14 protein-coding genes are annotated in these 14,069 nt (G+C 48.5%); 8 read left to right on the top strand and 6 right to left on the bottom strand.

The window, feature by feature from the left end:
* Positions 1 to 115 precede the first annotated feature (115 nt).
* Positions 116 to 778: a B3/B4 domain-containing protein gene (locus BN1080_RS12105; RefSeq protein ID WP_052652351.1), complete on the bottom strand. Its 663-nt coding sequence runs from the start codon at positions 776 to 778 to the stop codon at positions 116 to 118.
* A gap of 70 nt (positions 779 to 848) precedes the next feature.
* Here BN1080_RS12105 and queG point away from each other — a divergent pair, with 70 nt between their 5' ends.
* From queG to BN1080_RS12090, 3 genes are all read left to right on the top strand, one after another.
* Complete coding sequence (queG, locus tag BN1080_RS12100; RefSeq protein ID WP_052652349.1) at positions 849 to 1,994, top strand: tRNA epoxyqueuosine(34) reductase QueG; 1,146 nt, start codon at positions 849 to 851, stop codon at positions 1,992 to 1,994.
* 10 nt (positions 1,995 to 2,004) lie between these two features.
* Positions 2,005 to 2,478 carry a tRNA (uridine(34)/cytosine(34)/5-carboxymethylaminomethyluridine(34)-2'-O)-methyltransferase TrmL gene (gene trmL / locus BN1080_RS12095; protein ID WP_052652346.1) on the top strand — a complete coding sequence of 158 codons (474 nt, stop codon included), beginning with the start codon at positions 2,005 to 2,007 and terminating at the stop codon, positions 2,476 to 2,478.
* A 331-nt stretch (positions 2,479 to 2,809) separates the two neighbouring features.
* Positions 2,810 to 3,118, top strand: a complete 309-nt coding sequence (locus BN1080_RS12090) for a hypothetical protein (RefSeq protein ID WP_110925634.1) — start codon at positions 2,810 to 2,812, stop codon at positions 3,116 to 3,118.
* Between the two features lie 301 nt (positions 3,119 to 3,419).
* Here the strand turns inward: BN1080_RS12090 and BN1080_RS12085 are convergent, their stop codons facing one another.
* A complete protein-coding gene (locus BN1080_RS12085; protein ID WP_052652344.1) occupies positions 3,420 to 4,721 on the bottom strand; it encodes an NCS2 family permease in 1,302 nt (433 codons plus the stop codon).
* Between the two features lie 149 nt (positions 4,722 to 4,870).
* Between BN1080_RS12085 and BN1080_RS12080 the strand changes: the two genes are divergently transcribed.
* The gene (locus tag BN1080_RS12080; RefSeq protein ID WP_052654590.1) at positions 4,871 to 5,701 is read left to right on the top strand and encodes an aldo/keto reductase; all 831 of its coding nucleotides are present in this window, start codon (positions 4,871 to 4,873) and stop codon (positions 5,699 to 5,701) included.
* A 25-nt stretch (positions 5,702 to 5,726) separates the two neighbouring features.
* Here BN1080_RS12080 and BN1080_RS12075 read toward each other — a convergent pair whose 3' ends face one another.
* From BN1080_RS12075 to BN1080_RS12065, 3 genes are read right to left on the bottom strand one after another with little or no spacing between them, the layout of a single operon-like run.
* Entirely contained in the window at positions 5,727 to 6,572 is an 846-nt protein-coding gene (locus BN1080_RS12075) for an RluA family pseudouridine synthase (RefSeq protein WP_052652342.1), read from the bottom strand.
* Positions 6,573 to 6,627: 55 nt separating this feature from the next.
* Positions 6,628 to 7,125: a thioredoxin family protein gene (locus BN1080_RS12070; RefSeq protein WP_052652340.1), complete on the bottom strand. Its 498-nt coding sequence runs from the start codon at positions 7,123 to 7,125 to the stop codon at positions 6,628 to 6,630.
* 1 nt (position 7,126) lies between these two features.
* Positions 7,127 to 7,552, bottom strand: coding sequence for a disulfide formation protein C (locus BN1080_RS12065; protein ID WP_052652338.1), 426 nt, complete (start codon positions 7,550 to 7,552; stop codon positions 7,127 to 7,129).
* Between the two features lie 130 nt (positions 7,553 to 7,682).
* On the opposite strand from BN1080_RS12065, the gene BN1080_RS12060 reads away from it, so the two are divergent.
* From BN1080_RS12060 to BN1080_RS12045, 4 genes are all read left to right on the top strand, one after another.
* Positions 7,683 to 9,227 carry a carbon-nitrogen hydrolase family protein gene (locus BN1080_RS12060; RefSeq protein ID WP_052652336.1) on the top strand — a complete coding sequence of 515 codons (1,545 nt, stop codon included), beginning with the start codon at positions 7,683 to 7,685 and terminating at the stop codon, positions 9,225 to 9,227.
* An 89-nt stretch (positions 9,228 to 9,316) separates the two neighbouring features.
* Complete coding sequence (locus BN1080_RS12055) at positions 9,317 to 11,017, top strand: phospho-sugar mutase (protein WP_052652334.1); 1,701 nt, start codon at positions 9,317 to 9,319, stop codon at positions 11,015 to 11,017.
* A 103-nt stretch (positions 11,018 to 11,120) separates the two neighbouring features.
* Entirely contained in the window at positions 11,121 to 12,236 is a 1,116-nt protein-coding gene (locus BN1080_RS12050) for a GAF domain-containing sensor histidine kinase (RefSeq protein WP_052652332.1), read from the top strand.
* A gap of 23 nt (positions 12,237 to 12,259) precedes the next feature.
* Positions 12,260 to 12,895 carry a response regulator gene (locus BN1080_RS12045; protein ID WP_052652330.1) on the top strand — a complete coding sequence of 212 codons (636 nt, stop codon included), beginning with the start codon at positions 12,260 to 12,262 and terminating at the stop codon, positions 12,893 to 12,895.
* 50 nt (positions 12,896 to 12,945) lie between these two features.
* Here the strand turns inward: BN1080_RS12045 and rsgA are convergent, their stop codons facing one another.
* Positions 12,946 to 14,001, bottom strand: coding sequence for a ribosome small subunit-dependent GTPase A (rsgA, locus tag BN1080_RS12040; protein WP_052652328.1), 1,056 nt, complete (start codon positions 13,999 to 14,001; stop codon positions 12,946 to 12,948).
* Between the last annotated feature and the right edge of the window lie 68 nt (positions 14,002 to 14,069).

Below are 14,069 nucleotides of genomic sequence, written 5' to 3'. Positions count from 1 at the left end.
TTTCTAAGAAGTTAGCGAAACTCTCGAATTCGAACTACCCCGAGTTTACTGCATTTTTTGAGGAAAGAAAAAGAATCTGCCTAGCACTCGGAAGGGAGGCGCGGCAAATTCCAGATTAGAGAATATAAAATTCAGCATCGCCGCCGTTGATGCCGGTAAACATGTTCGAAGCGGCTGTCAACAGTTCAAGCGCTGTATCCCGGTCCATGGATGGACGCAAATAAAAGATGTGAAGGGCATTTTTCGTTTCTTCCGTGACAGCGGTCCGGAGGGAATCGACGTACGGGCTTCCAAACGCGCCGCTGTTGTCTTTGGCGACGATGATATTCGTTAATGTGTTCAAGCGGTTGTTGATGCCTTCATACTGGTCTTGTTCGGTGCCTAGGGCAATTTCCACATCGCCTTCGATTTTGTCTTCATCGTAAAGGCCAAGCGGAATTTCATACTGCAGGGACAGGAAGTTGTTCATGTCGACGCCCGAATGGACAGGCTTCAAGTAATTTTGCTTTTTAATCCGGCGAAACAGCGCTTCTGCGGAATGGCGGTACCGGTTCGGGTCTGCGCCTAATGCTTTCCAAGCCAATTTCCATTCCATTAATCCCGGAAAATCCGTCAGTTCTTTTTCATCCAAGTCGAAATACAGTTGCTCCTGGAAAAGCTGAAGTCGGCCTTTTAACATTTGAGGTGAATCAGAAACGGTGATATTGTTATAATGAATGATGCCTATTTTAAAATCAGGGAGAATTTCTTTGATATGAGGGTCAATGGAAGCTTTCATGGCAATCTTCCTTTCACATAATAGTCATTCATCATTATAGTATCATAGAATAGAATTGAGGGGTTACAGCATGAATCTCGATCAATTTCAAGAAGAGCTTGTTGCGTATGCCTCGGAGATCGGAATTGATAAAATCGGTTTTGCTTCGGCAGAGCCTTTTTATAATTTGAAGCATCGGCTGATCCGCCAGCAGCAATTGAAGTTTCAATCCGGCTTTGAAGAGCCGGACATTGAAAAGCGGGTTCGCCCGGATTTGCTGTTGGACGAAGCGGTGAGCATCATCGCCATCGCGATTGCGTATCCGTCAAAAATGAAAGATGCCCCTCAAGGCGTCAAAGGCGCCCGCCGCGGGATCTTTTCGCGGTCTTCCTGGGGAAAAGATTACCATGCAGCGTTAAGGGAGCGCCTAGTTTTGCTGGAGGCGTTCATTGCCGCGCATTACCCGGAAGCCCGAATGCGTTCGATGGTGGATACGGGCGAGCTTTCGGACCGGGCCGTGGCAGAGCGTGCCGGCATTGGCTGGAGCGCGAAAAACACGTCGATCATCACGCCGGAATTCGGCTCTTATGTCTATTTAGGGGAAATGATCACGAACATTCCGTTCCGTTTTGACGAGCCGATGGAAGATCAATGCGGCGACTGCCGATTGTGCATCGATGTCTGCCCGACCGGAGCCATTGTTGAAGGCGGGCAGTTGAATGCAACGCGCTGCATTTCGTTTTTAACCCAGACAAAAGGGTTCCTGCCGGATGAGTTCCGGGGCGTGATCGGCAACCGTCTGTACGGCTGTGATACGTGTCAAACCGTCTGCCCGAAGAATAAACGAAAAGCCAATCAGCTCCATGCGGAGTTCGAGCCGGATCCGGAAATCGCCAAGCCGCTGCTGGAGCCTTTATTGACCATTTCCAATAAAGAATTCAAAGCGAAATTCGGCTATGTCTCCGGATCATGGCGCGGCAAAAAGCCGATACAGCGGAATGCGATCCTTGCATTGGCCCATTTTAAAGAAGAATCGGCTGTGCCTGCGTTGATTGAGCTGCTGAAAAGCGATGAACGTCCGGTAATTCGCGGAACGGCTGCATGGGCGATCGGGAAGATCGGCACAGAATCGGGGCTTGAAGCATTGAAACAGGCCCAGCTCGATGAACAGGATTCAGAAGTGGCAGAAGAAATTCAAAAAGGATTGGCGTTCTACGCCGAAGAATTGAAAGGATAAGTGACAGAAATTGGCTATTCACATTGTTTTATATCAACCGCTGATCCCAGCAAACACAGGAAATATCGCACGTTCATGTGCAGGCACCGGAGTGAAATTGCACTTAATACGCCCATTAGGTTTTTCGACAGACGATAAAATGCTGAAACGGGCGGGGCTCGATTACTGGGAGCATGTGGATATCCATTACCACGATTCGCTGCAGGAATTATTCGACCGCTATTCAGAAGGCGAATTTTATTACATTACGAAATTCGGGACGAAGACCTATACGACTTTCGATTTCTCGGATATTGAAAAAGACCATTTCTTCGTCTTCGGACAGGAAACGAAAGGCTTGCCGAGAGAACTGATCGACGCCAACCTTGACCGCTGCCTGCGGATTCCGATGAATGAAAACATCCGGTCGCTGAATCTGTCGAACACAGCAGCGATTTTGATGTACGAAGCATTGCGCCAGCAGAACTACCCAGGATTGAAATAAAAAAAGGAGCTGTTCCGCCTAAGCGAAACAGCTCCTTTTTCATAATTTGTCTTCTGGAGTACCTGGTTTGTCATCGTAGCCTGCAGTGAAAATTGCAGTCAAGAACGTGACACAAATACCTAGAATAAGGATTAAGTTCATAAGTCATGACCTCCTTAAAATTTGCATCTTTGTTTAGTATAGCGTAAAGGCGGGAAAAATGAAATATAACTCTCCAGCCAAATATGGAGAAGTTTTGTCCGGAACTGACTGTTTTGGTTCGTGAATGTGAAACTTATCGCTCTGCCAACCGTATATAAAGAAAGGCAATAATAGAAGGGATGATTTACTAATGAGAATGAAAATATCAGTTGCATTGCTTTGGATTACCGGACTCGCGGAAGCGTTCCTGGCCATTCCGATTATCGGCGGCTCTGTTGTCGTCAGCACAGGATATGGTGTTCTAGGCGTCATGTTCGTCCTGCATGCCATTACGCTATTCTTCTGTTTCCGTGAGTATTCGCCAAAAGCCGGTTCGATTCTCGGCATCATCACAAGTCTCATTTCATGGATTCCCATTCTCGGCTGGGCAATGCACTTGCTTAGCGCCATCGTCTTGCTGATCAGTGCAGCTGTTTCAAACCGCACCGCGAGAATTTAAGCGATGAAAAAACCGCCCTTTTTGGGCGGTTTTTTTTACAGCTTATCGGGAAATTAGTTGGATTCGAGCATTTACTTCTGAATTCCGCACTGCGGCGCTATGGACAGAGTTCCCTCAATAAGCCGAGAAGACCACTCGTCTTATTGCTTCACCCTGTCCGGAACCGCACCGATGCTGGAACACTTACAATCGGTATAGAGTAAAACAGCGAAGACGCCTTGGAGAATATCGGATTTCTGAACGAATCTTTTCCATTTTATCTTTTTCTACACATTAAAAACCGCCCTTTCAGGCGGTTTTTTCAATGGGGTGCAACAAAAAGTTGAATGGCAAACAGGACAGCGAATACATAAAGGATCGGGTGCACCGTTTTCCATTTTCCTCTAAAGATTTTCATCAGCGGATACGAGATAAAGCCGAGCGCAATCCCGGTTGCAATGCTGGAAGTCAAAGGCATCGCCAGGACAATCAGGAAGGCAGGGAAGGCTTCGTCGAATTTTTCCCATTCAATATTTTTTACAGCGCCAATCATCAAACTTCCGACGATAATCAATGCGGGCGCTGTGATGGCAGCAACGTTCGACAAGGCTCCGACAAGCGGGCTGAAGAAGGCGGCTGCGATAAACAAGATGGCTACCGTCAGCGTCGTTAAGCCGGTGCGGCCGCCAGCAGCGACCCCAGATGAAGATTCGACAAAAGCGGTCGTCGGACTGGTTCCGACCATGGCGCCGGCTGTACCGGCGATGGAGTCGGCAAGCAAGGCTTGTCTCATGCGCGGCATGTCGTTGTTCTTCATCAAACCTGCCTGTTTTGCGACACCGACCATGGTGCCGGTCGTATCAAACAACGTAACGAGAAGGAAGGAGAAGACGACGCCGTACAAGCCGAAATCGATAACCATTTGAAAAGCTTCAATTGGATTCCAAATGATGATGCCATCCGGAAGAGAAGGCAGCTGCAAAAGATTGCCTTCAAATTTCAGTTGGCCGGTAAAAAAGGCAATGACTCCAGTAGTGATCATTCCGAAGAAAATGCCGCCATGGATATTCAAAGACATGAAGATCAAGGTGATGAATAATCCCACTAAAGTTAAGATGACAGGGGCGGAAGTCAAATCTCCAAGGCCCACGAGGTTCGCATCATTGGCGACAATGAGTCCGCTCATGCGCATGCCGATAAAAGCGATGAACAATCCGATGCCGGCTGTGATGGCATACTTCAGGTTTTCAGGAATCGCTTGGATCAGCACTTTACGCAAAGGCGTCAATGACAAGATCACAAAAAGCAGGCCGGCTACAAATACCGAGCTGAAAGCGGTGAGGTAATCAATGGCCCCGTCTGAACCCAGAACCATAGAAGTGAAATAGGCATTCAACCCCATGCCGGGAGCGATGGCAATCGGATAGTTGGCCATTAACGCCATCCACAAGGTGCCGATTACAGCCGCAATGATGGTGGCTAAAAATACTTGGTCAAAAGGCACGCCTGCCGCGCTTAAGATGACCGGGTTGACAATGACGATATAGGCCATGGTCAAAAAAGTGGTCATTCCCGCGAGAATTTCTGTTTTGGCAGTCGTCCCATTTTCTTTTAAGTGAAACATTGAAAAACTTCCTTTCAAACACGAACGATTTAAACAACATTCACTATAATATTCGTTATTAATAGGAAAAGCAACCCTTTTAAAGAAATCGTAATAGTCGAAATAAGTGGAAGTTATTTGTACAATGAAAGAGAGAAAGGATGATTAACATGGAATTAACGATTCAATCAACAAAAACCTTACATAATGGCGTTGAAATGCCGCGCTTTGGACTCGGGGTCTACAAAATGAAAGAGCCGGATGAGGCGCTCAAAGCGATGGAAGCTGCGATTAATGCGGAATATCCCGCGATTGATACGGCGACGGTTTATGAAAACGAACGGGAAGTCGGGGAAGCGGTACGGGCTTCCGGTGTAAAACGCGATGAATTGTTCATCACTTCGAAAGTTTGGAACACCGACCAAGGATATGACAATACGCTCCGGGCTTTTGAAGCATCGCTTGAGCGCCTCGGCTTTGATTATTTGGATTTGTATTTGACGCATTGGGCGATTCCGGACACGTTTGTTGAGACTTACCGGGCAATCCAGCGTTTGTACGATGAAAAATTGGTGCGGTCGATCGGAGTATCCAATCACCAGATCCACCACCTGGAGAAGATTTTCGCTACAGCGAATACCAAGCCGATGGTCAACCAGATTGAACTTCATCCGCAGCTTACGCAAGAACCGCTCCGTGAGTTCTGTGCAGCGCACGACGTCGCGGTCACTTCCTGGTCGCCGCTTGCACGAGGTAGACTGCTGGAAGATCCCTTGCTTGCTAAAATTGGGGAAGCCCACGGAAAATCGATTGCCCAAGTGGTGATCCGCTGGCATTTGCAAAGCGATCTCATCGTCATTCCGAAATCGGTAACACCGTCCCGCATTCTTGAAAATGCGGATGTCTATGATTTCTCCTTGTCGGAAGAAGAAATGAAAATGATCGACGGCTTGAACCAGGATTGGCGTTCAGGCACGCATCCGGATAAAATCAGCTTATAAAAAAAACCGCCAATTGGCGGTTTTTTTATCGTGCAGTATCTTCCACGACAATCCTTTCATGGGTGAAAGGATGGATAAATGACATGCGGAAAGCATGGAGGTGATAGGCGCCGTCTTGAGTCGCCGGCCCGTCGTACATTTCATCACCGATGATCGGGTGCCCGATATGCGACAAGTGTGCACGGATCTGATGCGTACGGCCAGTTTCCAAAGTCAGGTGCAGCAGCGATTTCCCTTCCATTTGCTTCAGCAGTTTATAATGCGTCACAGCGCTTTGCCCGGTCGGTGAGACGCGGCGGCGGGTCGGGTGATGGCGGTCTTTGCCAAGCGGGAAATCGATCGTCCCGGATTTGTTGTGGACTTTGCCTTTTACTACTGCTTCGTAATCGCGGACAAGCTGTTTTTGTTCAAGCATGCGGTCGAGCACGTTTTTTGCCACCGGGTGCTTGGCGACCATCAACAGGCCGGAAGTTCCTTGGTCGAGGCGGTGGACATGCTCCCCGTAAGTTCCGCCATTGCGGATAATATGGCCGAGAATGGCATTGATGAACGTATCCGTTTGGCCGACTTCATTTGGATGCGTCGCCATGCCTTTTGGTTTGCGCGCCACGATAAAATGGTCGTCTTCAAAAAGAATTGGCAATTCCACATCATGTTTTGGCTCGTAAGGGGACGCAGCCGGCGGCAATTCAAACTGCAAAACAGTGCCTTTAGCGAGCGGCTCTTTCCAGATCACTTCTTGGAATTTATCGTTCTTCACGCTTTTCGCCATGCGCATTTCGTGGACCACTTTTTTGCCGAGGCCCCATTCTTTTCTCAATAATTCTTCGACGGTCATGCCGTCGTCTTGTATCGTATAGCTCCACGCCATCATGATTCCTCCATATGAAAGGGCCATGCGCACTGCACATGACCCTCCATGCATATTATTTTAAAACGACTTGATTAAAGAATTCTTCGATGTTTTCTTTCGGCTGTTCCCCAACCCAACGCGCCACTTCTTTGCCGTCTTCATAATGGACAAGTGTAGGCGTTGCTTCGATGAAATAATCTTGCCAACCTTGTTCATATTCCAAAATGTTGTATTGCAGAACTTCGACATCCATATCTTCTGCCGTCGGCATCAAGATCGGCGTCGTTACTTGGCAATGCTGGCAGAGCGGGCTAAAGAAATAAACCGTTGTCGGCTCGCCGCTTTTGATTTGCTTATCGACTTCATCCGGCAACGCAATATTTTGATAGTTCTCGTCGTCCAATTGATCGATCGTTGCCTGGTTCAAGTCTTCTTTGTCGTACGGATTGTCAGCTAATTTGCTTTTATTGGACTGGTTGGTCAGGAAAATAATCAGTCCGAAAATGACAACTACGGCTGCAGCAATCCATATTAGTTTTGAAACGCCGCTTTTCTTTGTTTTCGTATTCACTTCATGCTTCCTCCTTCAAGGTTTTCAGTAAGTACATGCTCATTCCGGCAAGTAAGATAAATGCAGTCAATGCTAAAAACGGAATGGTGATAAATCCAAGCCAGTTGATATATTGTCCCGTACATGGAACTTGTCCGCAAGAAGGGGCGGAATCAGATAGAAAATCCAATTTTTGCAGCCCATAGTGGTAAAGCGAGATGCATCCTCCAATAACTGAAAATACCAGTGTGGTGACGGCAATCCGGACATTTTTCTGGACATAGGCAATGCCGATGACGAGGACCAGCGGATACATGAAAATGCGTTGGATCCAGCACAGCGTACATGGCGTATAGCCTCTAATTTCAGAAAAATAAAGGGAGCCGGCAGTAGCGATGAGGGCTACAACCCACATAGAGAGCAAAATGTTATCTTGACGTTTCGTCACGAAAGTCCCTCATTTCTTATAGTAACATCCTTGAAATTATAAATGTTCTGGCGCAGCAAGTAAAATAATATCAACCTGGACGGCGTTCCTATATAATAAAGTTTGAAACTTTTGTGAAGGAGTGGCTGCAGTGCCAGAACAATTCGATTTATCTCATTTTGAAAAAAGCATGATCATCCGGGAAATGGCCTATTCAGATATTAGCGCTATTTTGGAAATGCAGCGCCTCTGTTTTCCTGGAATGGATCCATGGAAAGAAGAGCAACTACGAAGCCATTTAGGGGTTTTCCCACAAGGGCAATTGGTGGCAGAACTCGATGGCAAAGTCATTGGTTCTTGTTCCAGCCTCTTAATAAATTTTGATGAATACGATGACCGCCATACGTGGGACGATGTAACCGACGGCGGCTACATCACGAACCACAATCCGGACGGCTACAATATGTACGGCATTGAAGTGATGGTCCATCCGGATTACCGGCGCATGCAAGTCGGCCAGCGCCTCTATGAAGCAAGAAAAGAATTGGCGCGCGAATTGAACCTGAAGTCGATCATTCTCGGCGGACGGATTCCGAACTACCATAAACATGCGGACGAAATGTCGCCGAGAGAATACGTGGATGCGGTATCGCGCCATAAAATCTACGATCCGGTTCTGACGTTCCAATTGATGAATGGCTTCCAATTAATGCGCATCAACCCAAATTATTTGCAGGATGATGTCGCATCCGGAAAATATGCAACATTGATGGAATGGAATAACGTCGATTACAAGCCGATTTCGAAGCGCCATTTCAAAACAAGTCTGCCGGTGCGCATTTGCGTCGTTCAATATTTGATGCGCGCAATCGAATCCTTCGATGATTTGGCGAGCCAAGTCGAATATTTTGTCGATGTCGCGTCCGATGCCCACTCGGATTTCGTCGTCTTCCCTGAAATTTTCACGACGCAATTGATGTCTTTCCTAAACGAGCCGTCTCCGAGCCAGGCTGTCCGGAAATTGACGGAATATACGCCTCAGTATATTGAATTGTTTACAGACCTTGCAGTGCGCTACAATGTCAACATCATCGGCGGTTCGCATTTTGTGAAAGAAGAAGATGATGAGATTTACAACATTGCGTATTTATTCCGCCGCGATGGCTCAATCGATAAACAATACAAGATCCACATCACACCGAACGAACGCAAATGGTGGGGGATTTCTGCTGGAGATTCCGTGCGCGTTTTTGATACGGATTGCGGGAAGATCGCAATCCAGATCTGCTACGACATCGAATTCCCGGAACTTGCCCGCATTGCAACCGATATGGGGGCAAATATCATCTTTACGCCATTCTGTACAGAAGACCGCCAAGGTTACTTGCGGGTGCGCTACTGTGCACAGGCCCGTGCTGTGGAAAACCAGATCTACACGGTTATTTCAGGAACAGTCGGCAACCTGCCGCAAACGGAAAACATGGACATCCAGTATGCCCAGTCCGGCATTTTCGCACCATCCGATTTCGAATTTGCCCGCGACGGCATCGTCGGCGAAACCAACCCGAACCTGGAAATGGTGCTGATTGGTGACGTAGACCTTGAAATCCTGCGCCGCCAGCGCCAAAACGGCACGGTCAAGCAATTAAAAGACCGCCGCCACGACGTCTACAATGTAGAATACAAAAAAGATTGATCCTGAACCGCTTCTCACAAAGAAGCGGTTTTTTTCTGCATTATTTGGTAAACTGAATGGTAAAGACTCATAGAAATGGTGGGATGGATATGACATGGCAGGAACGGATCAAACGTTGGCTAGAACATGATCGGCTGGATGAAGTGACACGGGAAGCTTTGACGCTCTTGAAAGACGATGAAAAAATGGCGGAAGATGCATTCTATCAGGATTTAACATTCGGCACTGGAGGCATGCGCGGAGAAATCGGGCCGGGCACGAACCGGATGAATGTCTATACCGTCAGAAAAGCATCCCAAGGCATTGCGGATTACATAACCGCGAGTGGCGAAGAAGCAAAAACCCGGGGCATCGTTATCGCGTACGACAGCAGAAGAATGTCGCCGGAATTCGCTGAAGAAGCAGCTCGGACATTTGCTGCAAATGGCATCCACACGTACCTGTACACAGGACCGCGGACGACTCCGCAATTATCCTTCAGCGTCCGGTATTTGAATGCCTTTATGGGCGTTGTGATCACCGCAAGCCATAACCCGCCAGAATACAACGGCTATAAAGTGTACGGCGAAGACGGAGCGCAATTGAACCTGGAAGATGCAGACCGGGTCATCAGTTTTGTCGGCAGCGTAGAAGACGAATTAACGATAGAAAATGAACACTTCGCTCCGGAATTGCTGGTCCGGATCGACGAAAAAATCGACAAGGTCTATATCGACCATGCGCTCACTGTGCAGGAAAACACTGCGGCACCGATCAAAGCGGTCTTTACTCCGCTTCATGGAGCCTCCGGGGCAACCGTTAAACGATTGCTCGATACGGCGGGCTATACCGATATCGTGTATGTGGATGAGCAAATGCAGCCGGACGGGGAATTCCCGACGGTCAAATCGCCGAATCCGGAAGAAGGGTCCGCTTTTGAAATCGCTATGAAATACGGTGAACAGAGCGGTGCGGACGTGCTGATCGCTGTCGATCCGGACGGCGACCGTGTAGGGCTTGCTGTCTGGACGGGTACGCATTATGAATTATTGACGGGCAATCAAACCGGCGCCATTTTGATCGAGTATCTCCTCAGCCAAAAACAGGCAAAAGGCACGATGCCGGAAAAAGGCCGCATCTTTAAAACCATCGTTACGTCTGAATTTGGCCGCGTCATTGCTGAATCTTACGGGGCAGACTGCGAAGATGTATTGACAGGATTTAAATTCATCGGTGAAAAACTGAAGCACAACGACGAAAATCCGGCTTTCGATTTCCTTTTTGGCTACGAAGAAAGCTATGGCTATTTGATCCGTGACTTTGCCCGTGATAAAGACGCGGTGCAATCGGTCCTGCTCGTCATCGAAGCGGCAGCTTACTACAAAACACAGGGCAAGAGCCTTCATGATGTATTGGTTGAATTGTACGGACGGTTTGGCTGGTACCGCGAATCGCTCGTATCGATTACGAAAAAAGGCGTCGATGGTGCACGCGAAATCAGTGCATTGCTTGAAGGGCTGCGCAAAAATCCATTGCAAGCCATCGCAGGCATTCTGGTCGTTTCAATCGAAGACTATGAAACGCAGAACCGGATTTTTGCGGATCTCGGAACCAATGAGAAAATTGAATTGCCCCAGTCGAATGTTTTGAAATATTTCCTGGAAGATGGCTCGTGGGTTTGTGTGCGCCCAAGCGGCACCGAACCGAAAGTGAAATATTATTTCGGTGTGACCGCTGAAACGGAGCAGGAAAGCGACGAAAAAATGGAATTCATCAAAGAATCCTTCGTCAACGAATTGAATAATCGTTAAATTAGAAGCTCCCTTTGCTGAGGGGGCTTTTTCATTCGAAAGTACGAGGTAAACGAACGATAAAAACATGTAAAGTAAAAGTATTGGCAAAGAGGTGAAGAAAATGGTCATGGACGAACATTCCAATGTAACATTGCTAAAAGAGATTGCCGAACTATTGAACGAAGAAACCGATATGAAACGAATGCTGGACGGGGCCGTCTGGAAATTGCTGAACGGCTCGAATTTTGAAAGTGCGTGGATCTTTTTTATCAATGAAAAAGGCAAGCATCAATTAGTGACCCATGCAAACCTTCCTCCAGCCCTTCAACGGAATGACTGCCGGCATTTGCAAAAGGGGGGCTGCTGGTGCGTCAAACGGTATCATGACGGCGACCTGGAAAAAGCGTCGAACATCATCGCTTGCCAGCGCATTGAAAATTCAATTGCCGCTAACGCCCTGGATCATGGTGGGATTACGCATCATGCCACGGTTCCGCTGCAATCAGGAGAAGAGAAATTTGGCTTACTGAATATTGCCGCACCGGATACGGTCCGTTTCTCCAAAGATGAACTGGCTTTATTGGAATCCGTGGCTTTTCAGATCGGTTCGGCGATTAAGCGCATCGGCTTGACGAAGCAGGAACAGGAAATGGCGCTGGTCAAAGAGCGCAACCGGCTGGCCCGCGACCTGCATGACTCGGTCAATCAGCTGCTGTTTTCCGTGACGCTGACCGCACGGGGCGGCATCGAAATGTCCGAAGAAGAAAATGTCCAAGGCACGTTCCGTGATATCCAGCATTTGACGCAGGAAGCCCTCAATGAAATGCGTGCACTCATTTGGCAGCTCCGCCCCAAAGGGCTCGAAAGCGGTTTGCTTGAAGCGATCCAAGCTTACGGGGAAATGCTCGGGCTGACGTTGGAACTGAAAGTGACAGGCGTCATCCAATTGCCTTCCCGGACAGAAGAGACTTTGTTCCGCATCGCCCAGGAAGCGTTGAACAATATCCGCAAGCATTCAGGCGTGAGTGAGGCTCAACTGTTTTTGACGGTGACTTCTTCTGATGTTTTGATGGTCATCAAAGATGAGGGCCGGGGGTTTATCGTCGACGAACGGCTGCAGCTGCCGTCTATCGGCGTCCAGAGCATGTGGGACCGGGCCAAAGCGGAAGGCGGGACCGTGGACTGGTCAAGTGAAATCGGCAGAGGAACCGAGATTCTTGTAAGAATTCCTTATTAGAAGAGAGAAAGGGGGGGAACCCGATGAAAGTATTGATAGCAGACGATCACCATGTCGTACGGCGCGGCTTGTTGTTTTTTCTGAAGACCCAAAAAGATATCGAAGTGGTGGGAGAAGCTGTCAACGGGAAAGAAGCGGTTGAAATGGCCGGACAGCTTCAGCCGGACATCGTCTTGATGGATTTGGTGATGCCGGAAATGGACGGCATCCAGGCAACACGGAAAATAAAAGAGCAGTATCCGGATATGATCGTCTTGATGCTGACGAGTTTTTCCGACCGAGACCACGTCGTGCCTGCGATGGAAGCAGGGGCAGCCGGATATCAATTAAAAGACATCGAGCCGGATGAGCTGGTGGCTTCGCTTCGCAGTTTAATGCGCGGGGAGAACACGCTGCACCCGAAAGCGACGTCGGAGCTTGCTAAAGGGCCCGTTGCGCCAGCTCCCCACACCATCAATTTATTGACGCCGCGTGAGCAGGAAGTGCTGGCGGAACTGACGAAAGGAAAAAGCAATCGGGAAATCGCATCCGCCCTGTTTGTCACTGAAAAGACGGTGAAAACCCATATTTCCAATATCTTTGCGAAACTGGAAGTGCAGGACCGGACGCAAGCGGCCTTGTACGCAGTAAAACATGGATTGACGGAACCAGGCAAATAAAAGAAGCAACTTCTCCATTTTAGGGAAGTTGCTTCTTTTATTTTTTCGGTTCAACGTTTTTGGACAGGGCGTTTCCGGGAGTCTTTCGTGATTTGTTTCCATTTGTTGCGGGCTGCTTTTTGGGCAGCCAAATTGCTTTTCCGCTCCATATGGGCAAGTTCCCGCTTCAGCTTCAGGTAGCTTCGGTAGCGGTCGTATTTCAATTCGCCTGTCGATAGGGCTTCCTGCACGCGGCAGCCCGGCTCATTATTGTGTTCGCAATCGCGGAAACGGCATAATTCCGCCAAGTCTTCGACATCCGAGAATCCGGATTCGATGCCTTCCTCGTAATCGCCGAGCTGGAATTCCCGCATTCCCGGCGTGTCGATCAACAAACCGCCGCTTGGAAGTCGCACAAGTTCCCGGTGGGTCGTCGTGTGGCGGCCTTTGCTGTCATCTTCGCGGATGCCCTGCACTGCCATGATGGCTTGGCCGGATAACGCATTGATCAAACTGGACTTGCCGACGCCGGAAGATCCCAAAAGTGCACCCGTTTTATGGTTTTCGAGCAATTTCCGCAATTGGTCGATTCCCGCGCCGGTCACACTTGAAACGGCATAGACCGGAACACCGAATGCGACGCTTTCCACTTCACTGATGAAAGGGGCAAGATCCTCGCATTCATCGCTTTTCGTCAAGACAACAACCGGATTTGCTCCGGAATCCCAAGCAGCCAGCAGATAGCGTTCCAAACGCCGTACGTTGAAATCATGGTTCAGGGACATGACGAGAAATACATAGTCCACGTTGACCGCGATGATTTGAATGTCCGATGTTTCGCCGGCTGCTTTTCTGGAAAACTGCGAAGAACGCGGAAGGATGCTGTGGATGATGCCTTTTTGTTCTCCCGGCATTTGTTCGACCATTACCCAGTCGCCGACTGCAGGGAATTCCGCATGCAAATGTTCATGCCGGTATTTGCCGGATAGGGTGGATAGCCATTCTCCGTTATCCGTCACCACGCGGTACATATTTTTATGTTCTAATACGACGCGGCCAGGAATTCCGACAGCCCCTATTTTTTCTTGCCATTTATCGTTCCAGCCAAAATTTTCGATTAAATTCAATGTAAATTCCTCCTATTATGCAAAATGAAAAACCATGGATGCGCGCAAATCGCAATCCATGGTTCCCG

Source organism: Planococcus massiliensis, assembly GCF_000821325.1.
Taxonomy (GTDB): Bacteria; Bacillota; Bacilli; order Bacillales_A; family Planococcaceae; genus Planococcus; species Planococcus ruber.
The sequence above is the reverse complement of the archived record's forward strand: the minus strand, read 5'-3'. Positions and strand labels throughout refer to the sequence as shown.